The organism is Candidatus Latescibacterota bacterium (genome assembly GCA_019038625.1).
Taxonomy (GTDB): Bacteria; Krumholzibacteriota; Krumholzibacteriia; order Krumholzibacteriales; family Krumholzibacteriaceae; genus JAGLYV01.
Window position 1 is genome coordinate 31,664 of sequence record JAHOYU010000116.1, and the last position, 24,551, is coordinate 56,214.

Genomic DNA, 24,551 nt, shown 5'->3' on the forward strand with positions numbered 1-24,551 from the left:
GGGGAAATGGAAGAAATAAAAAACAGGGGAGAAGGCCGTAAGCCTGCCTATGTCAGCATACCGCAGATCAGACTCATAGAGCTGATAGCGATCTTCTGTATCGTTTACGTAGCGGGAGAGATCGCTGGATTCTCATACAATTCCGGATGGATAGTGGCTGTATTTCTCGGTTCGGCGTTTTTCAACCTTCTTCTTGCGGGGCTGGAAAACCGCATATCCGGAATACAGGATGGCGTAATCCGACCGAATCATTTCTGGTGCTGGATGACTGTGTTCCTGGATCTGGCAACAGCGCTGGCGCTTGTTTATTTCACTGGAAATATCGAGAGTCCCTTCATTTTTATTCTCGTCGTTCCGCTGTTCTTCGCGGGCAGGCTCCTTCCCGCTCTACAGGCGGGGATAGCAGTCACCGGTGTGACGATCTTTGCTGTAGCGAGTCTGGGGATGCTGGAAATAAACGGAATCATACCCCAGTTTTCCTGCGCGCCAGGTAGTGTCGCTGTGACTCGGGACCCGCATTATCTTGCCGGTGGCATCCTTGTGCTCGGCGGATTCATGGGGCTCATGACATATCTTTTCAGCACCTTCTACGACAACTTCAATGTTTATTTCAAGACAGCCGAAGACCGGTTGATGAACACACGAAAAAGGATAATAGAGCTGACACGGCTGTACGATATCAGCCTCGGGATAAATTCGGTGATCAGCCTCGATACTCTTTTGAAAATGGTATGCAAGGAGATCACTCTTCTGCTGAGGCGTCCATGGGCATCGGTGATCCTTCTCAATCAGAAGAAAGAGATCGTCAACTTTGTCGAACTTGGAGAAGAAGGGGTCGTCAGTGTCACATCGGCCGATGACTTTGAGGACGATCCGCTTCTGAAGAGAGTCCTTTCCCTTGAAGATGGAGTGACGATAGAGAATGTTACGAAGAACGAATTTTCTTCAAAGTCGATAATCGTATCCGGCAAGAAACTCAACACGCTCCTGGCCGTCCCGGTGATCTCGGGCAGAGAATCCGCCGGCGTATTATTCGCCGGCGACAAGGAAGATATTCCGTTTTCGGACGAGGATGTCAGGCTGTTGACGATTCTCTCCGGACAGGTGGCGACCGCCATCGAGAAGAGTCGTCTTTACGAAGTGATGAACAGCCGTATCAGCAGACTTGAGCAGGAGAACGAGAGGCTCGAGAGTTCGAACAAACTGAAGATGGGATACATCTCACACCTTTCACATGAGTTCAAGACGCCACTGACCTCCATAAAAGCCTATGTAGAATCTCTCAAGGACCACATCGATGATCCAGGATTTACTGAGAAGAAAGAATTTCTTGGAGTCGTGTCAAACGAGACCGACAGACTCATACGTATGGTAAACAAGGTGCTGGATGTCTCGAAGATCGAGTTCGGGCAGAGAACTCTCAAACGCAATATCTTTGGTCTCACAAATGTCATCGAGGATGTCGACTCATCGCTCCAGCCTTATCTTCTGGACAAGAGGCTTCATCTGATCGTGCGATGTGCGGATGATCTTCCTCTCATAGACGGGGATGAGGATCTCATAAAGCAGGTATTCATCAACCTGATCGGTAACGCGGTCAAATTTTCACCACAGGGATCCAGGATATTCGTAGATGCTGTCGAGGATGCTGTCTCCGTGAAGGTGTCGATCCGCGACGAGGGTGTGGGAATCCCCGAGGATGACCTCAATAATATCTTCAAGCATTTCTATCAGGTGGGGACCGGCATGAGCGACGGAGTGGGCCTCGGGCTCGCCATCGTAAAGAACATCATAGAACAGCATGGCGGATATATACATGTATCAAGCAACATGGGAGAGGGTTCGACGTTCACGTTCACCCTGCCCAAGGAACATCATTTCAATGATCTGATAGGGTTTATTTTCGGAGCTCACGACTCCATGAACGAGATCAACGAGATCTTCAAGCTTTCCGTGAAGATCGTCGCCGAGCTTTTTTCGGCCAAGATAGTCTCCCTGATGCTTCTCGACCAGAAGGAGGGTGACCTGTTCATCAAGGACGCATATGGACTTGACGAAGAGATCGTGGAGACTACAAGGGTCAAGATCGGTAAAAGCATAGCGGGCAAGGTCGCCCAGACCGGAGAGCCGCTGCTGATAGAGAATATAGAGGAAGTAGGTTTCAGCGGGAACCCGAACAATCCGCAGTATGAGACGAAATCACTGCTCAGTGTTCCCCTCATAGTGGGGATGTCGGTGATCGGCGTGATAAACGTCAATAATAAGACATCCGGGAAACCATTCAACGATGACGACCTGCTGCTGTTGACATCGATAAGCCAGAGATTGGCAAAGATCATAGAGAGGATGCGTACAGCCGAGAATTTCGCTGCCTTCGTCGACGAGGCGATCCATTCACTCCGGTCATTGCTTCGTGTATGCGAGAAAGACAGGACCGGGCTGACGAGGAAAAGTGTGCGATGGGCCGTGAAGGTGGCCAGGAAGTTGATGCTTACCGAAAAAGATATACAGGTGATCCAGTTCGTCTCAAGCATTCATGATGTAGGCATGACGACAGTCAGCGAAGATATACTCAAGAAAACACTGGACCTCACTTCAGACGAAGTCGATGAGATAAGAAAGCACCCTCAAAGAGGTACCGCGATACTCCGGCCCCTGGAGTTCGTCGAGTATGTGAGCCAGATCATGTTGTTCCACCATGAAAGGGTGGACGGCAAGGGATATCCGATGGGGCTGAAGGGTGACCAGATACCGATCGGCGCGAAGATATTGTCAGTTCTTGACGCATATGTGTCGATGGTAAGTAAGCGTCCGTTCAGGCGTCAGCTCGCTGTCGAGGAATCGATAGAGGAACTTCTGGCGAATGTGGACACCCAGTTCGACCCAGCGGTCGTGGGTGCTTTTGTCGAAGTCCTGATGGATGAGGGCTATATCGATATTGATGAGTACTCCGTCGTTTCAGAAAGACTGAGATTCGGCGGTAAGCACAAGGCTATGCCTTAAGGAAAAGCATCACCATGATACCGGGAACCGAAAATATGTTTACAGGCGATTCGGGTGAGGCGACCTACCTGTTCCTTATACTGCTCATTTCCCTCGCTTCGATCGCCCGAATAGCCGTTCTAAGGAAAGGGAAGTCGATCAGACCGATAATGGCGGTCATGGCGGGATTCCTCGTGCTTACCGTTTCGCGTGCGACGCTTGTCGCGTGTACGCCGGGAGGAAACCCGATCAAGTCGATCATCTCTCTCATTTTCGGGCTCGCCGGGATATACCTGCTTCTCACTTGTGTTGCTACGGGGAGAAGAGAAGACGATTATTCGCTCTGGAATCCCAGATTCGTTCTGGCGGGGGCCTCAACGGGATTGATCTTTGGTGCTGTGCTGTTCATTTTCACCGGGGAGAGACAGGCAGGCTCGGTGCTGATACAGTCGCTTGTCTCGTTCATGGTATTTGCTCCGATCGGTCTCTGGGCCGGGGTCTATTGGCAGAGGGAAAGACTGAGGATGGGTGGGACCGGACTCTTTCTGGTCGCGGTGGCCTTCATGGCGTCAGCCTCGTCGATCGGCGGACTCGTATGGTCGGGTGTGGTTGGACAGGAACATTTCTGGGCACAACTTTTCTCCCTGCTGGATATTGCGGGGATGTTCCTCTACCTTGTCACCTTCGTCTTCGAGTCAGTTCCAGGACGGAGACCTGTGTCACATCGAGACAAGGAAGCCGTACACTCTTTCAGTACGGAACTTATAGCTTCGACCGGGAAAGTCGGTATCCGGGCAGTAGATCTAAGCATGAAGATCATCGGAGGAGAGAGAGAGTCAAAAGTCTACCATTCGATCGTAGAAGCGGTCTCGGAAGAGACTTCGGCTGAATTCGTCCTCCTCAGGACCTATGACAGGACGGACGAGATATTCAATACGACAGGGTATATGCTTGATGGAAAATACAGGACCGAATCGCAGTTCCAGGCCGTTCTCTCGAAGTCGAAACTGGCTCATTTCTGCAATGAAGAATCCGCATCAGGTGTGGGCTTTCTGCTGAACCGTGAAGATCTGGGTGAAGACAGCGATGCATTTTTGCCCGAAGGACTCAAGTGGACAACCGGGGAGATCGTCGTTGTTCCAATAAAGAACGATGGACTGCTCACGGGATTCTTTACGGCAGGCTTTTTCCGCACCGAACCGCGAGCCGAAGTCATTGATACATTACGGATATATTCCGCTAATGTCATTGAGGTCATTGCGAGGGAGGGGATGAAGAGGAAGGTGAGGGAAAGCCGGAAGGCTCTCTCGGATTGTCGCGAGGAACTCGATGCTGCGAACAAGCTCAAGTCGAATTTCCTCTCGGTAGTCTCTCACGAACTCAGGACGCCACTCACTTCCGTCAAGGCCTACAATGAGACCCTTCTTGAGAATGTGGAAACGATTGAAAAAGAAACTATAAAGAATTTCCTCTCTGTGATGGGTGAAGAGAACGAGAGAGTGATCAAGCTGGTCGATAACATGCTCAGCTATTCAAGCATGGAGACAGGCCACCTGAATGTAGAAAAATCCTTATGCAACCTGAATTCCATAATTAAAAAATCGCTCGAAGCATCAGAAAGCCAATTGATGAAGGGCAGGATCGATACCGACCTGAAACTTCCAAGGAAAGACGTCAAGCTGGAAGCTGATCCGGAGTTGATCTCGCAGTTGATGAGCAACCTCATCAGCAATGCCGTCAAGTTTACACCCGAATCCGGAAAGGTGTCCGTCTCCCTTGAAGAGGAGGCTTCCGGTGTGAGGATAGTGGTGCAGGACACAGGGAGCGGTATCCCGGAAGACCAGCTCGAGAAGATATTCGAACGATTCCATCAGGTCGATGCAAGTGATACGAGAGAGTTCGGTGGGTCCGGACTGGGCCTGGCAATATGCAAGAATATCGTCGAATGGCATGATGGAAGAATATGGGTGGAGAACGTGAAGGAGGCCGGGGCTCGTTTCGTCGTCATACTTCCGATGAAGGATATCATCGTCCGGCAGGCGTCCAATAGTGGGACCATAGGTTCAGTAAGGTTTGAAAGGGAACGCTACCTGTCGCTTCTCGTCGAAATGATATCAGAGTTCCTGCAGGCCAGGAAAGCGTCTATCATGATGCTTGGCGAGGACAGAAAGACCTTGAACGTGATCGCAGCAAAAGGCCTCGATCCAGAATTCGTCGAAAATACGAAGATCGAGATCGGGGAAAGAATCGCGGGCCGCGTGATCCTGGAGGGCGAGTCATATCACGTCTTCGACATAGAGAAGGACGGCAAGGTCGGCAGGGTGAACAACAGCGCCTATTATGGCACCAACTCGTTTATATCGATTCCATTGAAAGACGGCAATGAAGTGGTCGGCGTCCTCAATGTGAGTGATAATGTAGAAGGAAGAGAGTTCACCAGGGCCGACAAGGAGATCCTGGAAGCCTTTTCCGGGATAATCTCGAGAATGCTGAAAAAACTTGATGCCTTCGAAAAGGTGTCCCTGAACTTCGAACAGCTCAAGGACGCGATGAAAAGCATACTTCATATCCGGGAGATATGGGGAAGCAGGAACCTAAACAACTACACGCTTATAGCTCTCGGGGTCGGCCGCAGGCTGGACCTGGGCGAAGATTCGATGACCGCTCTTCGGATGGGGATGAACATGTACGATCTTGGCATGATGAAGATCCCCCGTAGTATCAGGGTGAAGAAGGAAGAGTTGTCGGAGGGGGAGTGGAAAGTACTCAGGGAACACACCAATCTCGGATATACGCTTCTTTCCCCTATGGGACTCGATGAACGAATCATGAAGATGGTGCGATGCCATCATGAATATTTTGACGGAAGCGGATATCCCGACGGGTTATTAAGGGAAGAGATCCCTGTCGAGGCAAGGATACTCGGAGTGATAGACGCGTTCAGGGCGCTGATATCGCTCGGACCGTATCGCAGGGCATTTACGATCGATGAGGCCAGGAACGAGATCATCAGGAGTTCCGGTACAAAGTTCGACCCGCAGATAGTCGGCGCATTCGTCAAGGTCCTGCACGAGCTCGGGGCGAGGGACGGTGATGGGGAAATGAACCTCGACGCAGTCGAACAAGAACTCGAAGAGATGAGAAAAGAATACGAAGAAACAGGTAAACGGTAGGAAACAAGGGAGGAGATTCAATGAAGAAGGGAAAAGTCCTTGTCGTGGACGATGAAGTCAATATCACTCAGATCCTGGAGTTCAGTATCGGGTCGGAAGGTTATGAGGTGCTGACGGCATCGAACGGAGAAGAGGCGATCGACAAGGCGAGACGCGAACAGCCGGACCTTATCATCCTCGATATCATGATGCCGAGAATAGACGGGTACGAGGCATGCAGGATCCTCAAAGCGAATCCGATCACGAAGAATATCCCTGTGGTACTGCTTACTGCCAAGGGAAGGGATATCGACAAGCGTCTGGGTTATGAAGTAGGAGCGTCTGACTACATAATCAAGCCGTTCAGCCCTAACAAGCTGATCGAACGGATACACGAACTGCTCGTGACTTCGTCTAAATAGTCTTTTGCGTTGCCGGGTGGCAGCCCACGTAATATACTCTCCCCCACTATGGGAAAAAGCCCGGCATACCCGCGTTTCGTCGATGTAGCGCTACCTGTCCCAGTCGACAGGACCTTCACATACAATGTGCCACTCGAACTGTGTGAATCGATTTCTGCCGGGGCCAGGATATCCGTTCCTTTCGGAAAGAGAAAGATGGTGGGGTACGCGTTATCCTTTCCGGATGAGGCTCCTGCCGGTCTTGGAACGAAGGATATTGTTGCGGTTATCGACCAGCCGCCAATGCTCACCGGCCCGATCCTCGAACTCGCCGCATGGATGGCGGAATATTATGTCCAGCCGATGGGTATAGTGTTGAAGGCTGTCCTTCCCGCAAGCATCAGGGGGGCAGGAAGAAAGAAGGGCGGCGACGAACTGGCGGAGAGGTTCCCTGAAGAACCGGAGAGGCCGGAACTGAACCCCGACCAGACACAGGTCTTTGAAGCGGTCGTGAAAAGTATCAGTGAAGGTCGGGGCGAGAGGTTTCTCCTTGCCGGAGTCACCGGGAGCGGGAAAACCGAAGTATATCTCAGGTGTATCGAAGAAGTCCTGGCAGCTGGCAGGAGCGCGATAGTACTTGTCCCGGAGATCGCTCTTATCCCCCAGTCAACGTCGCGTTTTCAGCGCCGGTTCGGTGGGAAGGTATCTGTACTTCACAGCAGGCTTACCGGCCCCCAGCGCTCGACGATATGGAAAAAGGCCGCGTCAGGGGAGGTCCGTGTGATCATCGGACCCCGTTCGGCTGTCTTTGTCCCGGTCCGGGACCTCGGCATCATAGTGGTGGACGAGGAACAGGATTCATCGTTCAAGCAGGAGGAGAAACCACATTACAGCGCGATAAGGGCGGCGGAGTTCCGAAGCCGCAATGAGAATGCGGCACTTCTCCTGGGTTCGGCAACGCCTTCACTTGAGAGTTGGCACGAAGCGTCATCGGGCGGCATCACGAGCTTCAGGCTTAATGACAGGCCGACGGGTGGCGGTATGCCTGAAGTCGAAGTCGTCGATATGCGTGAAAAGGAGGGTCTCTTCTCCGAAGAACTTCTTGGCGCAGCCGAGGATTGTGTCGACAGGAACGAGCAGGGGATCATTCTCATCAACAGGCGTGGGCACGCGAACTACGTTCAGTGCAGGAGTTGCGGATGGATAGCGAGGTGTCCCCACTGTTCGATATCTCTTACATATCACAGCCGCGGTAACAGTCTGATCTGCCACTATTGCGGCCACATGGAATCGACGCCGGGCAGGTGTCCCAGGTGCGGTGAGTTCGGGGTGATACAGAAAGGCGCGGGCACGCAAAGGGTCGAGATGGAACTTCAGAATCTCGTTCCCTCGGCAAGGGTGCTGAGGATGGACCTCGATACGACCAAGGGCAAGACAGGACACCTCGATCTGCTGGAAAGCTTCGGCCGGGGAGAGGCAGATATTCTGATGGGTACTCAGATGGTCGCGAAGGGCCATCATTTTCCCAACGTCACTCTGGTTGGGATACTTTCTGCAGATGACGGGCTTAATTTCCCCGACTTCAGGGCCGCCGAACGGACATTTCAGCTTCTCTCCCAGGCAGCCGGCAGGACCGGGAGGGGGAAAAAAGGAGGAAGGGTCATTATTCAGGCCTTCGCGCCGGACCATTTCATATACGATTACATTCAGGCGCATGATTTCGACGGTTTCGCCACCACCGAGATCGAGCTCAGAAGGCAACTGAGATATCCTCCCGTGACTTCACTGATGCTGTTCACTCTTTCGTCAAGGTCGATGACCGTGGCTGCCGAGACGGCGGAAAGGGTGATGGAGGCCCTTGTCGCATCGGGTGCGGCAGGTGGAGACGGAATCCTTGGCCCCACACCCGCCCTGATAGAGAAACTCAGGGGAAATTATCGATTTCATGTCCTGGCCAGAGGGGAGATCGGTTTCGCGGACAGGAAAGTCCTCGCAGCGGCTGCGCGTAAAGCAATGACAGGCGCAAAAGGCGTGGATATCCAGTGGAATGTTGATCCTGTAAACCTTTTCTAATAAACCGGATGCGTATTTGATAAAACCAATAGTGCTTGACACGACCACATGCTGTTGCTAATTTTCAAATGTCCAGAGGGACATAGACAGGTTATTGTCAAGGCAGACGAAGGAGGAATCTTCCTGATGAAAACTAACAGGATATTGGCAGCGGTCATGATCTTTCTGCTTCTCGGTATCTATGCCTGCAAGAGTGTAGAGACCAGGAGCGCTATGCTGCGTAACCAGGAAAAGAATTATGACAAGGCCATTGTGTTGGGAAAAACGGCGGTCGAGAATAATCCATATGACGCGCAAGCATACTACGAGCTCGGTTATGCTTACAGCCTCAAGGAAGATCCTGACATGGAGAAGGCCTATGAATACTTTCGCAAGTCGGCCCAATATGATCCGGAAAAAGAGACGCTATGCGAGGAAAGTATCGGTTCCAACTGGGCGACACATTTTAACCTCGGAATACTCGAATATCAGTCCGATAACCTGGTTGGCGCCTCGAAGGAATTCGAGCAGGCGACCCTTGCCGATCCAAGAAAGGTAAAAGGCTGGCTGAATCTGGCTATGGCCTTTAACGCCATCGTAAAAGAGGATTCGACGTACCAGGAAGCCCTCTACTCTGCTACCGAGAAAGTGATGAGCCTGGTCGAGACGGGCGACCCGAATTACGGCAAGGTCCTGGCACTTTCCGGTCGCGTGATGATCATGAAGGGCGATGAGGACAAGGCGGCCGAGATCTTCGAGAGGCTTCTCATCGATGATCCCACTCATGCCGAAGAGATCGAGAGAGCGGGGAACGATTATCTGCGTCAGGAGAATTATGCCGGTGCTATCAGGATGTTCGAGATGGCTGAGAAGGGATATCTTGAGACTGAAACGGAAAACCCTGACCTCTATTACAATGTGGGTGTGTGTTATCTGAGGTTAAAGATGTATCTGGAAGCGGCGGAGGCCTACCAGCAGGTCATCATGTACCAGCCGGATAACTTAAGAGCTTTTTACAGCAGGCTTCTCGCTTATTACCAGGGAGAGTTCTGGGACGAGTCGATTATGTACGGGCAGGAATACACGGAGACCGTGGCGCCTGAGGACCCGAGGGGATGGCAGATACTGGGCCTGACGTACAGCAAGAAGAACATGAAGGAACTGGCTGAGCAGGCGATCAAAAAGTTCCAGGATCTTTCGGGACATTAGTAGAATCAGGGACGGGTGGGCTGTTTGCAGCTCACCCGTATCCCATTAAAACCCCTTCGGTTTTCTTCCCCGCTGTCCCTATTTTGCTTGACATAATGGAGAATTTTCTGTAAATTTTCCGGAGAAGAGAAAAGATATTTCTTCTACGCCCCTGAATCTCCACAAAATATTTCTGGAGGCTGATCTTTCAGGGGAGCGTTTCGACCTCAAGGTGACAGTTTTCCCGGACGATATCTTGAGAGGTCCCACGAAAAACACTGGAGTGATCGATAGGCAGGAATAGGACCGTCGGCCGGTCCGAATTAATCAGAGTCAAGTCAACAGGGGAAAGAAACGGTCAACAGACTTGTTTCGTCCTTGAATCCCGGTTTATGGGGATGGTATTTAGAAAAGGTTGGAGTTAATGGATATTGCCGAACTGAAAAAGAAAAAGATCGACGAACTCATGGAGATGGCGGTCGAACTGAACATCGAGGAAGCCAGCAGCCTTCGCAAGCAGGAGCTCATCTTCAAGCTCCTGGAAACACATTCCAAGCAGAACGGACTGATTTATAACCAGGGCGTGCTGCAGGTGCTTCCTGAGGGATACGGATTCCTCAGATCTCCATCATACAACTATCTGCCGGGACCTGACGACATCTACATCTCGCCGTCACAGATCAAGAAATTCTCTCTGCGCACCGGGGATACGGTATATGGTCAGATAAGGCCCCCGAAGGAATCGGAGAGGTATTTCGCTCTCCTCAAGGTGGAGGCTGTCAATGGAGAGAATCCTGACAAGGCCAGGAAAAAAACGCTCTTCGACAACCTCACCCCTCTTTATCCTGACAAAATGATCGATCTGGAACACGATCCAAAAGACCTTTCCACGAGAGTCATGAATCTTATGACGCCGATCGGCAAGGGCCAGCGAGCACTCATCGTTGCTCCGCCGCGTACGGGAAAGACGGTCCTTCTGCAGAAGATCGCCAACTCTATTACTGTCAATCACCCCGAGATCGTGTTGATCGTCCTTCTCATAGACGAGCGTCCGGAAGAGGTGACCGACATGGAGAGGTCGGTGCACGGCGAAGTGATCAGTTCGACCTTCGATGAACCGGCCGACAGGCATGTCCATGTAAGTGATATGGTGATCGAGAAGGCGAAGAGGTTGGTAGAGCATGGGAAAGATGTGGTTATCCTTCTCGATAGTATCACAAGGCTGGCAAGAGCCCATAACTCGGTCGTGCCTCACTCGGGCAAGATCCTTTCAGGTGGTGTAGACTCAAACGCTTTACAGAGGCCGAAAAGGTTCTTTGGTGCGGCGAGAAACACAGAGGAGCAGGGCAGCCTGACAATCATCGCTACAGCTCTTGTGGAGACCGGGAGTCGGATGGACGAGGTCATCTTTGAGGAGTTCAAGGGCACAGGCAACCTTGAAATAGTGCTGGACCGCAGGTTGTCAGACAAGAGAGTCTGGCCAGCGATCGATATATTGCGGTCGGGGACCAGGAAGGAAGAACTTCTTCTCGAAGAAAAGGTTTTAACCAAGGTCTATATATTGAGGAAGTTCCTGAGCGACAAGTCAAGTGTAGAGGCGATGGAGTTCCTGTTGGAGAAAATGGTGAGGACGAAGACGAATTCTAAGTTCCTCTCATCGATGAACGCCTGATAATTTCCTGGCTTGCATGGAAAAAAGTGAAAATTCAATTTGAATTCGTGATCGTCGCATATTAGATTGTATTCCCTGCGGCAGATGTCGCGGGAACAGGGAAAAAACCGGAGAAAGAAAATGAAAAAAGACATTCACCCGGAGTATAAGAAGACAAATATCAGTTGTCTGTGCGGCAACGTCATCGAGACGCGCTCGACGCAGGAAGAGATCTCGGTTGAGATCTGTTCCAACTGTCACCCCTTCTTTACGGGCAAGCAGAAGCTTATCGATACGGCTGGACGCGTTGAGAGGTTCCAGCGTAAGTATGGGGATTACCGCAAGAAATCAGCTGAAAAGAAAAGCTGACCTGTACTACTACTGCACGCGGGAAAACAGGTGAACAATGTCCGGCAATGAGGAAGCAATAAATCTTCATGTCGGGGGGCAGGCTGTCATCGAAGGCGTTATGATGCGTTCTCCGAAGGGCATTGCCACAGCCGTCCGAACGCCTTCTGGCGACATAGTTGTAAAGGCCGAACCATTTCGGAGCCTGACGAAAAGGTATCGTATATTCAATATCCCCATCATTCGCGGGGCGATCACCCTTGTAGAGACTCTCGTCGTGGCAGTGAAATCCCTGTCGTTCTCCGCTGACCAGGCTTCGACAGAGGAAGAGAAAAAAAAGGAGAACGCTGCCCTGTCCTCCCTCTACATGGTAATTACAGTGGTCGCAGCCTTTGGCCTCGGCTTCCTTTTCTTTTTCTATATCCCGCTTCTTCTTACAGAGTTGTTCGGGTTTGAGAACAGTTTCCTTTTCAATCTTGTGGACGGGATCCTGAGGCTGTTATTCATCTTCATGTATATCATTCTGATAACGAGATGGAAGGAAATGCGGAGGGTCTTCGAGTATCATGGTGCGGAGCACAAGACGATATTTGCTTTCGAGGCATCAGTCGAGCCCACTCCAGAAGACATTACTCCCGAGAGCGCCAGCGGGTTCTCCAGATTCCATCCAAGGTGCAGTACGAGCTTTCTGGTCATCGTGGTCCTCGTCAGCGTGATTGTCTTTGTTTTCCTCGGCAAACCGGATAATGTGACCGACAGGCTGGTCAGGTTTTCTTTTGTTCCGGTGATCGCCGGACTTTCCTATGAAGTCCTCCGTTTCTCGGCTCGTCCGGGTGTGAAGCAGAGGATCGGATTTCTCTTCTGGCCGGGTCTCTTCATGCAGAGGTTCACTACCTGCGAGCCTTCAGCGGACCAGATCGAGGTCGCGATAGTAGCCCTGAAGGCCTGTCTCGATGACAAAGTGCTGGAAACGGGCGGAATAATCAATTAGCATACGATCCTGTGGAAATCCGGGAGCATAAGGCGCCCGGAGGTGTTTCCATGTCCGGAGGCCTGTCTTGGATATATTGAAAAGATACGAAAAGGTACTGGAAAGGTACGAACAGCTCGGAGAGGAGCTGTCACGTCCAGAAATCATCAAGAACCAGAAGGTATACCGCGAACTGGCCAGAGAGCGAAGCAACCTCGACAAGGCAGTTATAGCGATCCGCGAGTATGTGTCGAAATCGGAACGCCTTCGTCAGGCCGGGGAAGTCCTGGAGAAGTCGGAAGACCGTGAGATGAAAGAACTGGCGGAGATGGAGATAGAGGAGATCGGCGGGGCAGTAGATGAGCTCGAAGAGGCGATCAAGCTGATGTTGATACCGAGCGACCCCGACGATTCCAGAAACACGGTAATGGAGATAAGGGCGGGGACGGGAGGAGACGAGGCGGCACTCTTCGTCGCCGATCTTGCGAGGATGTACAGGCTTTTCGCCGAGAGCAATAAATGGAAGATCGATATTCTCAGCAGCAATCCCACCGAGATGGGGGGATTTAAAGAAATTATTTTCCTTGTGACAGGACAGGAAGCGTTCGGCAAACTGAAGTTCGAGAGTGGTGTGCATCGTGTGCAGAGGGTGCCGGTGACCGAATCGGGAGGAAGGATCCATACTTCAGCGGTGTCCGTTGCGGTACTTCCCGAAGCCGAGGCTGTTGATATCAATGTAGAGCAGAAGGATCTGAAAATAGACGTCTACCGGTCGAGTGGGCCGGGAGGACAGAGTGTAAACACTACGGACTCGGCTGTCAGAGTCACTCATATTCCTACGGGCCTGGTCGTTACCTGCCAGGACGAAAAGTCACAACACAAGAACAAGGCCAAGGCGATGAAAGTGCTCATGTCCAGGTTGCTGGAAAAAGCCAGGGACGAGCAGGCCGACGAGATAGCTGCTGTCAGGAGAGATATGGTGGGTTCCGGTGACCGCAGCGCCAAGATCCGTACATATAATTTTCCCCAGGGGAGAGTGAGCGATCACAGGATCGGTCTTACACTTCACAACCTGAGTGGTGTACTTGACGGAGACATCGGAGGGATAGTCAGTGAACTGGCTCTTGCTCACAGGGAAAAGCTGCTTGCTCTTGAGATGGAAAGGGAAGTGGAGCGGGGGGAGGAGTAGATGGCCAGCACACCTACGGTCATGGAAGCCGTCAGCATGTCTGAGGGATATCTTCAGAAACACGGTGTCGAATCGCCAAGGCTGAGCGCGGAGCATCTTCTCGCGCGTGCCCTTGACTGCTCGAGGCTTGATCTGTATCTCAGGTTCGAGGAAAATCTCGAAGAAAAGACCCTCAAAGCTTACAGGAAAGATTTGAAAAAAAGGGCGAGCCACTATCCCCTTCAATACATTCTGGGAGAGACCGAGTTCTTTTCTCTGCCTTTCAGGATGAGCGAGGGAGTGTTTATCCCGCGTCCCGAGACAGAAGTGCTGATAGAGGCGGTTGAAAAGAAGATGAAGCAGATGGAAAAGGCGGATTTCATGGAGATCGGTGCCGGGAGTGGTATCATCTCAGGCACGCTTGCCAAGCGCCATCCGGGGTGGAGGGGCGTGACGTTCGATATTTCTCCAGAGGCTGCGTTTCTCGCGAGAAAGAATTTCAAGGCTCTCGGCGTCGATGACAGGCTGGAGATCCTGATCGCGGACAGCTTCGATGCTGTCTGTGGCGGGTCCAGGCTCGATATTCTTGTATCGAATCCTCCATATATACCTACCGGTGACATTGAAGGGTTGCAGGAGGAAGTAGCTCTTTTTGAATCGAGGGTCGCGCTGGACGGAGGGCCGGATGGACTATCTTTCTATCCGATGATCGCGGTCCGGGGTGGTAGTCTCCTGAAGTCGGGAGGTCTGGTGGCCCTTGAGATCGGTGATGGGCAGGCGACCGATGTCGGAAACATCTTTCAGAACGAAGGATATGAAGACATCGAGGTATGGAAAGATTATAACGGCAAGGAAAGGGTCATGACGGCCCGAAAACAATAGAGGGTAAGGAGGGGGGCCTGATGGAAAGTTTTACGATAAAAGGACCCTGCAGGTTGAATGGAAGCGTTTCGGTGGGAGGGGCGAAAAACGCCATGCTTCCCCTGATGGCGGCCACGATATTCACCGGCGGGAAATGTATTCTGACAAATGTTCCTGACCTGAGGGATACCAGGACGATGATGCAACTCCTGGAAGTCCTGGGAATCCCATCGTCCCTCGAGGATGGAACGTTGACAGTTGACGCGTCGAAGGTGGATTCTTTCGAAGCCCCCTACGATCTTGTCCGGACGATGAGGGCTTCGATATATGCACTGGGACCCCTGGTTGCCAGATTTGGCAGGGCCCGGGTCTCGATGCCGGGAGGTTGCGCGTGGGGGCCGAGGCCTATCAACCTTCACCTGCAGGGGCTCAAGTCGCTCGGAGCCGAGATCAGGATCGATCACGGGTATATCGACGCGGTCGCGGACCGGCTGAAGGGCGCCGAGATCATCCTTTCCATACCGAGTGTAGGCGCGACAGTCAACCTGCTGCTTGCTGCCGTCCTGGCCGAAGGCAGGACCGTCATAGAGAATGCAGCTCGCGAACCTGAGATAATGGCTCTTGCAGGAGCTTTGAAGTCAGCGGGCGCGATGATCGAGGGTGAAGGCACTTCCAGAATAGAGATCGAGGGCGTGGATCAGATAAAACCTTTCGAATACAGGGTCATTCCGGACAGGATCGAGGCGGGGACATTTGCCGCTGCTGCGGCTATCACGGGAGGCAGGGTCGAGATAAACAACTGCGAACCTTCCCACATGGCGGCGGTAATAGACAAGCTCAGGGCCTGCGGCGCCGAAGTGGAGGTCTCCGATTCGACGATGATCGTCACCGGTCCGGACCGGATCGGGCCTGTCGATCTGGATACAGGGTTTTACCCGGCATTTCCGACAGACATGCAGGCACAGATGATGGCCGTGTTGTGCATGGCTGACGGATCGAGCTCGATCGTGGAGCATGTCTATTCGGACAGATTCACGCATGTCCCCGAACTTAAAAGGTTCGGAGCAAAGATCACTCTGGACGGGAGTGTGGCTGTTGTCAGCGGAGTGGGATCTTTACAGGGAGCTCCGGTGATGGCGACAGATATAAGAGCAAGTTCCGCTCTGATCCTTGCGGCTCTTGTCGCCGAAGGTGAAACCAGAATACTGAGGATCTACCATATAGACAGGGGCTACGAAAAGATAGAGAGCAAACTCAAGGCTCTGGGCGCCAGTATAGAGAGGGTCGGCGGATAGGGATCAGTGAAAGGGATGGCTTGAAGAATCTGATCATTGGGACTGCCGGGCATGTCGATCACGGCAAGACCGAGATTGTCAGAGCTCTGACAGGGAAAAACACCGACAGGCTCGAAGAGGAACAGGCCCGTGGCATATCGATCGTGCTGGGATTCGCTCCCCTGGATCTGGGAGAGGGCATTGTGGCAGGGCTGGTCGATGTCCCGGGACACGAAAAATTCGTCAAAAACATGGTTTCCGGCGCGACCGGAGTGGATATGGCGCTGATGGTCGTCGCTGCCGACGAAGGAGTCATGCCACAGACGATGGAACATTTTGAAGTCTTGCGCCTTCTCGGGCTCGATACTGCAGTGATCGCCATAACGAAAATCGACCTTGTCGATGATGAGATGGCAGGCATAGTGGAAAGTGAAGTCGAGGATCTCATTTCCGGCACCCCCCTTGAAGGTTCCATCCTTGTCAGGACTTCCTCGGTTACAGGGGAAGGCATAGAGGAACTCAGGAAAATATTGAGAGAGTGTACTGAAAGGGTGAGTAGCCTGAAAGACGGAGATATTTTCAGGCTTCCGGTGGACAGGGTGTTCACACGTGACGGAATAGGTACTATCGTTACGGGTACTGCCTGGTCCGGGTCGGTCGGCAGGGGCGATGAGCTGGTGATCGAGCCCGGTGGCAGGAAGGCCAGGGTCAGGGACGTTCATAATTTCGATAAAGCACTTGATTCTGCACGGGCCGGAATGAGGACCGCGCTTGCCCTTCACGGCTTGAAAAAGGATGAGATATCTCCCGGGGACCAGGTGGTGACACCGGGGCTGTTGTCAGCATCAAGTATGCTGGATGTCACCGTCGAGATAAGCGCCATAAAGGGCTCCCGGCTGAAGAACAGGCAGCGGGTCCGGTTTCATCACGCTGCCGGCGAGTCTCTTGCGCGTGTAGTCCTGCTCGACAGCGAGGAGATCATAGAGGGCGCGAGCGGGCTGGTGCAGCTTCGCATGGAGTCTCCAGTCGTGGCCCTCGGGGGTGACCGGTTCATCCTGAGGACATATTCGCCGATGAGGGTCCTTGCGGGTGGACGTATCCTCGATCCGGCAGCGCCGAAGGCCCGAAGATTCGATGATGCCCGCAGCAGTATCCTGCGAACGTTAAGAGATGGAAAGGACGGGGAGATAGTCGAGGTCCTCACATCCGATTCGGGACTTTCCGGACTCGACCCCGACAGTCTCAGACTTCTTGGCATGTCATCAGGCCGTATCGGGGATGCGATCGCCGGGCTTGGGGAAAATATAAAAGAAATCGAGGGAAGGTTATTTACAAGAGAGATAATAGATCTTCTCGATGCGAGAATGAAGGAGGTCCTCACTGAATTCTCCCGGAAAGACCCACTGCTGTGGGGTATGGAAAGAGAGCAGCTCAGGACGGATTCCTGTGCTGGTGGCGGACCTCTGTTCGGCTATCTTCTTGAGAAGGCCGACCGGGAAAAGATTATTTTCTTCAGGGATGGAAAGGTCAGGAGCGGGACTGCCGTAATGGAACTTTCAGATGAAGATATGAAAATCCTGGACAGGATATCCTCGCTGGTGAGGGAATCCGGACCCGCCTTTGTCACAACAAGAGATCTTTCCCACAGGATGGACGGGGTGGAAGACATCCTGAAGTATATCCATATCCTTCTGGACGACGGCAAACTGCTTAAAGTGGGTGGCGACGGATATATCGACTCGGGAGCATTCGAGGACATGAAAAAAACGCTTCGGGACATGCTGGCCGATGGCGGGACCATGAAGGTGGGCGATTTTAAGGACAGGTTCGGCCTGACCAGAAAACACGCCGTACCGATGCTTGAATTCCTGGACAGCGAAAGGATCACGGTCAGGAAGGGAGACAGCAGGGAAAGTGGCCCTGAACTGGATTGACTGACCCTGCCAGAAAGCGGTGAAAGGAAGAGAGATGCCGTTACCTGAAAGAAGAAAGACCAGGAAGACCCGTTATGGAACGGTCGAAATCGGGGGCGGTGCGCCCGTATCGATCCAGTCGATGTTGACATTCCCGGCGTCCTCTGTAGATGCCGCGTCAGGGCAGATCGAGGAACTTGCGGCGGCGGGTTGCCAGATCACAAGGGTGTCAGTCCGGGATATGAACGATGTAGACGCTCTTTCCAGACTTTGCGATGAAAGTTCGATCCCGGTCATTGCCGACATACATTTCGATCACAGGCTGGCCGTAGCTGCGGCTGAAAAGGGTGTCGCCGGATTGAGGATCAACCCGGGGAATATCGGGGGAAGGGAAAAGACACTCGCTGTGGCGGCCGCGGCTGGAGCGGCAGGTATCCCGATAAGGATCGGTGTCAATTCCGGCAGCCTGGAAAAGACGCTTGCCGGTCTGTATGTCACAGCCCCGGCACAGGCGCTTTGCGAAAGCGCGGCGGGTTTTGTCGCCATGCTTGAGCGGGAAGGTTTCGAAGAGCTTGTCTTCAGCCTGAAATCATCAGATCCGATGGTCACGGTAGAGGCCAACAGACTGTTCTCTTCAGAATATGATTATCCTCTTCATATCGGGGTGACGGAAGCGGGCCCCGTCCTTTCCGGAACAGCCAGATCAGTCGTCGCGCTGACGATGCTGCTGTCTGAAGGGATCGGAGATACAGTCAGGGTATCACTTTCGGGAGATCCGGTGCGTGAAATAGTTGTCGCTGGAGCAATGCTATCCGCCCTGGGCCTCAGGACGGACCTTCCGAGGATAATATCCTGTCCGACATGTGGGAGAAGTCACCTGGATGTGGCTCCTCTGGCCGAAAGACTCGAGGCGGTCCTCCCTCGATACGGAAATATAACGGTAGCAGTGATGGGCTGTGAGGTGAATGGTCCTGGTGAGGCGAAAGAGGCTGATATAGGGCTGGCAGGAACGAAGAAAGGTGCGGTCCTTTTCAGGAATGGTGAGATCGAGGGAGAGGTGGAGGGTGACCTTCTAGAGCTTCTTCTTGAAGAAATAAGAAAAATAAGTGGAAAAGACACTTGACAATCATATCGATTTCAATAATGAATTAAATATATAGTAAAAAATGCGGGTTTATGCTATATTCCTCACCGTAATTGCATCTTTGCATACACCTTTGCTCAGCACCATCGGTCCACATCGTAGAGGAGATTGCTCGTTCTTCTTTAAAGAAGAGGGGAGACTTTTTAATGAAGGGCATAGCAGGAGTCTTGTTCATCGCCGTTTCAGTGCTGGTTCTGTCCGCCTCGGCAGCTTCGGCTGCGTCATCGATCGAGAACCAGATGGATGTCCCCGTGAAGATTGTAGACTCGGGGTTCCAGATAGTGCAGTTCGATGGCATAAACTACAGGATCTTTACTTCAGGGACAATCGCTGTTACTTTCGAGAGAGTTGACAGTGAACACCATCGAATATTCATCATTGCCGGCGAGGGAGAAGTCCTGCCATACAGTTCGGTCTACATTCAGTGGGAACTTTTCCCCCCTGTATGTCTTGAAATCGGACTTGGTGGCGGTGGCACATATCTGCTTGGAACAGAGACTGGTTACGCGGAAAAGTAGAGTAAAGAAAGTTAACGCGGAATCAGAATTTTTTACTCAAGCATTTATTTGGGGCTTAGGGGTAGTTTAGTCCCCGATTATGGTCTTCTCGAACCTATTTAATATCAACAGGTTGCAGGCTCGACCCTCCGTCGGGCTTTTTTCGTCTTGGTACGGCTCTTGCGGTTATAAGTGTTTGCCCGCGGTAACAGGAAGATGTGTGGCTGAGGGATAACAACCTATCCGGTAGTATGGGCGGCTCGCCGCCGGACCGCTGTCGGGTTCAGTTATCGGAAAAGGAGGCTTTAGAGCCTCCTTTTTTTCTTATTATCGTCAGGCAGAACAGGGGTGACGAAGAGAGTCTTCTCTCTCTGGCAGCTTGCTGTTCCCGGCCTCGATTTTCTGGGCTTGCGGACATATCGTTTTTCGGTGTAGATCACAGGTACAGTAGATGAGTTTCTTCCCTTGCTGAAATAAGCGGCGACCGAGGCAGCGATCTCGATGAGTCTTCGGGGAGTCGAGTTGTCGGCACCGGCAAGGAGGACATGGGATCCGGGGAGTCCCTGCGCGTGAAACCAGAGGTCGGAAGGTGAGGCGAACCTGTGGGTGAGAGTATCGTTCTCACGGTCATTACGTCCGACGTACACCGTATGTTTCTCGTCGAGCCTGAAACTTCTGAAGGGAGGTTTTCTGTCCCCGCTGTTTTTGAGATCTTTTCTTTCGCCCGGCGGTGCCGGCAACAGGGCAAGAAGATTATCCAGTGTCATCGATTTTTCGATTCTCTCGAGCCCCTTCTCTGCTTCCGACAGATTCCGCCTGATGGCTACTCGCCTGTTTCGAATGACCAACAGGCCCTTTTCGCCTTTTCTCGCTTTTTTAAAATATGAGCGTATGTTCCTGTCAGGGTCGAGAGCGGGATCGAGACTGATGGTGATCTCTGACTCGCCGGAATAATCTTTCACCGTGATACTGTCCATCCCTCTTCTTAAAAGATGGTGGTATGTGGTAAGGAGGTTGCCGAACTGCCTCATTTCCTCGAACTTCGATGCTGATTTGAGGTCGGCATCGAGATTGGACAGGAGTTTTCTGGTTTTCCTTACATCCTGCCTGACCGGTTTTGATACGGTCCTTCGCAGGTAGGCAGTATAGTCCGGCATCATTCTTTCTTTCGTCATGATGTCGAGAGCCTGCAGAAGATCGGATGATGTCCCTGGCCTGGCTTCGAAAGGCAGATCGACAGGATAAAGATGGCAGGTATCGCTGCCTGGCGACCCGGGAAAATCGAATATTCTCCAAGAGAACTGTTTCTTGTCCAGATGCCCCGATATTTTTCCAAGCTCAGCCCACAGCAAATCCGGGTCGCCGGGAAATGAAGATATTAACATCTCCGCTACGGCCGGATCGATGCCGGCAATATAGTCGATGAGGACTCTGGAAGGATTGCCGCCCGGACTTTTCGATGGCGTTTCTTCGGTTGCCGGCACAGGGGACCTATCCTCCAGCAAGGTTCCAAGGTTATCCGGTATCACCGGCGGCAGTGAAAGCAGGGAGTATAGTTTTTCTGGAGGAAGCTGATCCGGAGAGGACGGCAATCTTGATCGGGCCGCACCCGAAGTCATCACGGGCCTGTTTCCTTCGCCCCGGAAGATAGAAAAAGCCTTTCCTCCTGGAGACAGGTCGATCCGGAGGGTAAAAGCAATATCAGTTCCCCAGCTACCCTCTCCGGAAAGGGAGAAGAGGATCACCCTTTCCACTCCGAGTGGCCTGACGGATTCCACGCGCGTTCCCGCTGCCTGCGCGAAGGCTTCATCCAGGTATTTAGAGGGGATCAGGATATCATTCGATATGGCGATCCCGGCTTCCCTGGCGAAGTGGAATATGTGGAGGTGCATCTCCCGATCCCCGTCCAGCGAGACTACCGTGCCACCCGGGAATCTCCGGATGGAACGTACGGGAGTCCCCGGCAGGATTTTTCCCAGTTCGATTCCCAGCGCGTATGCCGTCATTCCGTTCATCCGCGGTATCATAATGTGAGGGGAGGCACATGTCAACCCGGCATGGGAAGTTCCTTATCTTTGACAAAGTATGGTTTTACGTTTAAGATGGGGCGACCAGATGATAATTACAGATTCTCGAAGAGGGAGAAGAATGATGGTGACCAGCATGACTGGTTTTGGAAAAGGTTCTGCGAAGATCGGTGACGGTGAGGTGATAGTCGAGATCCGGACGGTAAATCACCGGTATATGGATTTTTCGATAAGGACACCTAGGCTGCTGAACGGATTCGATAATGATATTGAGAAAATACTCAGGAAGAAACTCAGGCGCGGACATGTCTATGTGACAGTGGCTTTTGACAAGGACTTCGAGGCCGGGAATTTCGCGATCAACAGAGAGTTTCTTAAGAGCGCCTATGGCGAGCTTTCCTCTTTCGCGAAAAAGGAGGGTATCCCGGGGAAGGTGGATATAAATTCGCTGCTGGCTCTTCCCGAGGCGTTCACCAGCAGGGCAGGTTCTATACCGGTCAAGAAAATGAAGGGTGCTGTGAACAGGGCCGTAGGCGAGGCGCTCGATAGATGTGCGGAAATGCGGAGCAGGGAGGCCCTCGCGCTCAAGGCCGATCTCGAAAAACACATCGCTGCAATCGTGAAGCTTACAGTCGGGATCGAGAAGAAAGCGCCAGGTGCGTTGAAGAAGTCCCTTGCGAGAGTCCGCGAGAGGCTCGAGCAGCTTCTCGGGAGTATGGGGCTCGACGAGAGCCGGTGGGGTGTGGAGGCTGCGCTATTGGCCGACAAGGCGGATTTCTCCGAGGAACTGGTCAGGTTGAAAAGTCATCTTGAGCAGTTCTCCGGAATCCTCGAAAAGGGGGGGGAAGTATCGAAGAAGCTCACTTTCCTGCTTCAGGAGATACATCGGGAAGCGACTACGATGGGCAACAAGGCCACAGATAGTGTGATAATAAGGGATTGTATCTCGATAAAGGGAAAAATCGAAAAGGTCAGGGAGCAGGTGCAGAACCTGGAATGATTCGTCCGGCCCGGGCGTATCCGTTGCGTGAGTGGCTGCGTTGTGCGGGCTTTCCGGAGGAAATATGCTGCTGAACATAGGATTTGGAAATGTTGTGGCGAGAGACAAGGTAGTGGCGATAATAAACTCGGATTCTGCGCCAATGCGGCGGTTCAGGGAAGAAGCCGGTCAGACCGGCAGGCTTGTCGACGCGACACAGGGGCGAAAGACGAGGACGATCCTCGTTACCGCGTCGGGTCACGTGATCCTGTCGGCGATCGCCGTTGAGACGATCACCCAGAGATGGAACGAAGGCAGGACGAGTGAGGGGTGAGTTGAAATAGGTGAAACAGGACCAATGATAATCGTGATATCGGGCCCTTCCGGGGTCGGGAAATCGACGGTCGTCTCCAGATTACTCGAGACGATGGAGGGGATAGAGGCCTCGATCTCTGTCACCACGAGAAGTATTCGCGGTGATGAGGAAGATGGAGTCGAGTATTTCTTTACCAGTCGCGGAGATTTCGCGAAGATCAGAGACGAGGGACAACTTCTGGAATGGGCTGAGGTGCACGGCAATCTCTATGGTACTTCGGAGAAATTTGTCGATGAGCGCCTTGCGGAAGGGATGAGTGTCCTGCTTGAGATCGACGTGCAGGGTGGTACGAAAGTAAAGGTGAGAAAACCGGAATCGCTGCTTATATTCATCATGCCTCCGTCGTTCGAAGAACTTGAGAAAAGGCTTCGGGGCCGGGATACCGACGGCGATGAGGTAATCAGGCAGAGGCTGGCAAACGCAAGGCGTGAAATGGAATACAGCTCAAAATATGATTACCGGGTCGTCAACGGTGACCTTGATAAATGTGTCGGAGAGATAAGGGAAATAATCACTTCAGGACGTGTGGCGGGTCGATAGCCGACTTTTGCTGTTCTTCGGTCTGGAAGCCGTCACTGTACATTAGGGTTGATAATATGGCCTGAATGTATTAAATATATAAGTTCCCGCTGCAATGGCGGCCCGTGTCAGGGCAGAGGCCAGCAGACTACCGGGGAAGTGCCCGGATGCGGTTCCCGGGGAGGAGTGCAATAACATGAGAGGTAGATATGCAGAGTAAGGCAATGGAAGACATCCTGGCTCAGGTTGAGAACAGGTACGAAGCGATCAGGGTCCTCGCAAAGGAAGCCAGAAGAGTCAATACGATCATCAAGATGTCTCCGGAGGAGATCGAGGAAAAGCCTACCACTATCGCCATCAATCGCATGATCGAAGGGAAAGTGAAGTATTACTATGAAGAGCCGGAGGCGGAGTAAAGACAGTAAGGTCGCCTTCGACGGCAGGAAGATACTTCTCGTAGTGACCGGCGGGATATCCGCGTACAAATCCGCCTATCTGGTCAGGATGATGAAGAGGTCCGGAGCACAGGTCCGGGTCGTTATGACAGCCGCAGCAACGAGATTCGTGACACCACTTACCTTCGAAGTCCTTTCAGGCAATCCCGTACAGACAGACATCTTCGCCCGGAGAGAAATTCCTGCAGTGGAACATATCGAGCTTGCCACATGGCCCGACCGGGTCGTCGTGGCACCCGCGACGGCCGATTTTATAGGCAGCGTGGCATCGGGGATGGCAGGAGACCTTCCTCGTGCTGTCGTGTGCGCCACCGCCGCGCCTGTATATATGGCACCCGCGATGAATGATGGTATGTGGGCCAATACGGCAGTGAAAAGGAATATAGATATTCTTGAAAAGGACGGGCGCCACATCATAGCGCCTGGAACGGGTGATCTGGCATGCGGGACTTCTGGCAGTGGACGTATGGCGGAGCCTGAAGAGATAATGGCTGTGATCGAGAGATCGTTCGAGCCGGGGCCACTAGAGGGAATCCGGTTCCTCGTGACGGCGGGACGGACCATTGAGGAGATCGATCCGGTAAGATATATATC

The 24,551-nt window shown here is 52.5% G+C and carries 20 protein-coding genes; 19 read left to right on the forward strand and 1 reads right to left on the reverse strand.

Annotated elements, in window-relative coordinates; all coding sequences use genetic code 11:
- Positions 1-6: 6 nt before the first annotated feature.
- The 14 genes from KOO63_09210 (at position 7) to KOO63_09275 (ending at position 19,622) form a co-directional block, all read left to right on the forward strand.
- On the forward strand, positions 7-3,003 hold the full coding sequence (locus tag KOO63_09210) for a GAF domain-containing protein (protein MBU8921986.1): 2,997 nt from the start codon (positions 7-9) through the stop codon (positions 3,001-3,003).
- Between the two features lie 14 nt (positions 3,004-3,017).
- On the forward strand, positions 3,018-6,155 hold the full coding sequence (locus KOO63_09215) for a GAF domain-containing protein (protein ID MBU8921987.1): 3,138 nt from the start codon (positions 3,018-3,020) through the stop codon (positions 6,153-6,155).
- A gap of 20 nt (positions 6,156-6,175) precedes the next feature.
- Positions 6,176-6,556: a response regulator gene (locus tag KOO63_09220; GenBank protein ID MBU8921988.1), complete on the forward strand. Its 381-nt coding sequence runs from the start codon at positions 6,176-6,178 to the stop codon at positions 6,554-6,556.
- Between the two features lie 48 nt (positions 6,557-6,604).
- Positions 6,605-8,608, forward strand: a complete 2,004-nt coding sequence (gene priA, locus KOO63_09225) for a primosomal protein N' (GenBank protein ID MBU8921989.1) — start codon at positions 6,605-6,607, stop codon at positions 8,606-8,608.
- Between the two features lie 126 nt (positions 8,609-8,734).
- On the forward strand, positions 8,735-9,796 hold the full coding sequence (locus tag KOO63_09230; GenBank protein MBU8921990.1) for a tetratricopeptide repeat protein: 1,062 nt from the start codon (positions 8,735-8,737) through the stop codon (positions 9,794-9,796).
- Positions 9,797-10,199: 403 nt separating this feature from the next.
- Positions 10,200-11,447, forward strand: a complete 1,248-nt coding sequence (gene rho, locus KOO63_09235; protein ID MBU8921991.1) for a transcription termination factor Rho — start codon at positions 10,200-10,202, stop codon at positions 11,445-11,447.
- Positions 11,448-11,567: 120 nt separating this feature from the next.
- On the forward strand, positions 11,568-11,795 hold the full coding sequence (gene rpmE / locus KOO63_09240; GenBank protein ID MBU8921992.1) for a 50S ribosomal protein L31: 228 nt from the start codon (positions 11,568-11,570) through the stop codon (positions 11,793-11,795).
- Positions 11,796-11,832: 37 nt separating this feature from the next.
- Positions 11,833-12,765, forward strand: coding sequence for a DUF1385 domain-containing protein (locus tag KOO63_09245; GenBank protein MBU8921993.1), 933 nt, complete (start codon positions 11,833-11,835; stop codon positions 12,763-12,765).
- Positions 12,766-12,838: 73 nt separating this feature from the next.
- Positions 12,839-13,933, forward strand: coding sequence for a peptide chain release factor 1 (gene prfA / locus KOO63_09250; GenBank protein ID MBU8921994.1), 1,095 nt, complete (start codon positions 12,839-12,841; stop codon positions 13,931-13,933).
- The gene (gene prmC / locus KOO63_09255) at positions 13,934-14,794 is read left to right on the forward strand and encodes a peptide chain release factor N(5)-glutamine methyltransferase (protein ID MBU8921995.1); all 861 of its coding nucleotides are present in this window, start codon (positions 13,934-13,936) and stop codon (positions 14,792-14,794) included.
- A gap of 20 nt (positions 14,795-14,814) precedes the next feature.
- Positions 14,815-16,068 carry a UDP-N-acetylglucosamine 1-carboxyvinyltransferase gene (murA, locus tag KOO63_09260; GenBank protein ID MBU8921996.1) on the forward strand — a complete coding sequence of 418 codons (1,254 nt, stop codon included), beginning with the start codon at positions 14,815-14,817 and terminating at the stop codon, positions 16,066-16,068.
- A 20-nt stretch (positions 16,069-16,088) separates the two neighbouring features.
- Entirely contained in the window at positions 16,089-17,981 is a 1,893-nt protein-coding gene (gene selB, locus KOO63_09265) for a selenocysteine-specific translation elongation factor (GenBank protein ID MBU8921997.1), read from the forward strand.
- Between the two features lie 34 nt (positions 17,982-18,015).
- Positions 18,016-19,083: a flavodoxin-dependent (E)-4-hydroxy-3-methylbut-2-enyl-diphosphate synthase gene (ispG, locus tag KOO63_09270; protein MBU8921998.1), complete on the forward strand. Its 1,068-nt coding sequence runs from the start codon at positions 18,016-18,018 to the stop codon at positions 19,081-19,083.
- Positions 19,084-19,250: 167 nt separating this feature from the next.
- Positions 19,251-19,622: a hypothetical protein gene (locus tag KOO63_09275; protein MBU8921999.1), complete on the forward strand. Its 372-nt coding sequence runs from the start codon at positions 19,251-19,253 to the stop codon at positions 19,620-19,622.
- 284 nt (positions 19,623-19,906) lie between these two features.
- Here KOO63_09275 and KOO63_09280 read toward each other — a convergent pair whose 3' ends face one another.
- Entirely contained in the window at positions 19,907-21,616 is a 1,710-nt protein-coding gene (locus KOO63_09280; protein MBU8922000.1) for a DUF814 domain-containing protein, read from the reverse strand.
- 133 nt (positions 21,617-21,749) lie between these two features.
- Here KOO63_09280 and KOO63_09285 point away from each other — a divergent pair, with 133 nt between their 5' ends.
- From KOO63_09285 to coaBC, 5 genes are all read left to right on the forward strand, one after another.
- Positions 21,750-22,628, forward strand: coding sequence for a YicC family protein (locus KOO63_09285; GenBank protein ID MBU8922001.1), 879 nt, complete (start codon positions 21,750-21,752; stop codon positions 22,626-22,628).
- Positions 22,629-22,692: 64 nt separating this feature from the next.
- Positions 22,693-22,941 (forward strand): DUF370 domain-containing protein, encoded by a 249-nt coding sequence (locus KOO63_09290; protein MBU8922002.1) that lies wholly within the window; start codon positions 22,693-22,695, stop codon positions 22,939-22,941.
- A 24-nt stretch (positions 22,942-22,965) separates the two neighbouring features.
- Entirely contained in the window at positions 22,966-23,523 is a 558-nt protein-coding gene (gmk, locus tag KOO63_09295; protein ID MBU8922003.1) for a guanylate kinase, read from the forward strand.
- A 188-nt stretch (positions 23,524-23,711) separates the two neighbouring features.
- Complete coding sequence (gene rpoZ / locus KOO63_09300) at positions 23,712-23,918, forward strand: DNA-directed RNA polymerase subunit omega (GenBank protein MBU8922004.1); 207 nt, start codon at positions 23,712-23,714, stop codon at positions 23,916-23,918.
- Positions 23,896-24,551, forward strand: a 656-nt coding sequence (coaBC, locus tag KOO63_09305; GenBank protein MBU8922005.1) for a bifunctional phosphopantothenoylcysteine decarboxylase/phosphopantothenate--cysteine ligase CoaBC, incomplete at its 3' end; no start/stop codon positions are given. The genes rpoZ and coaBC, both read left to right, overlap by 23 nt.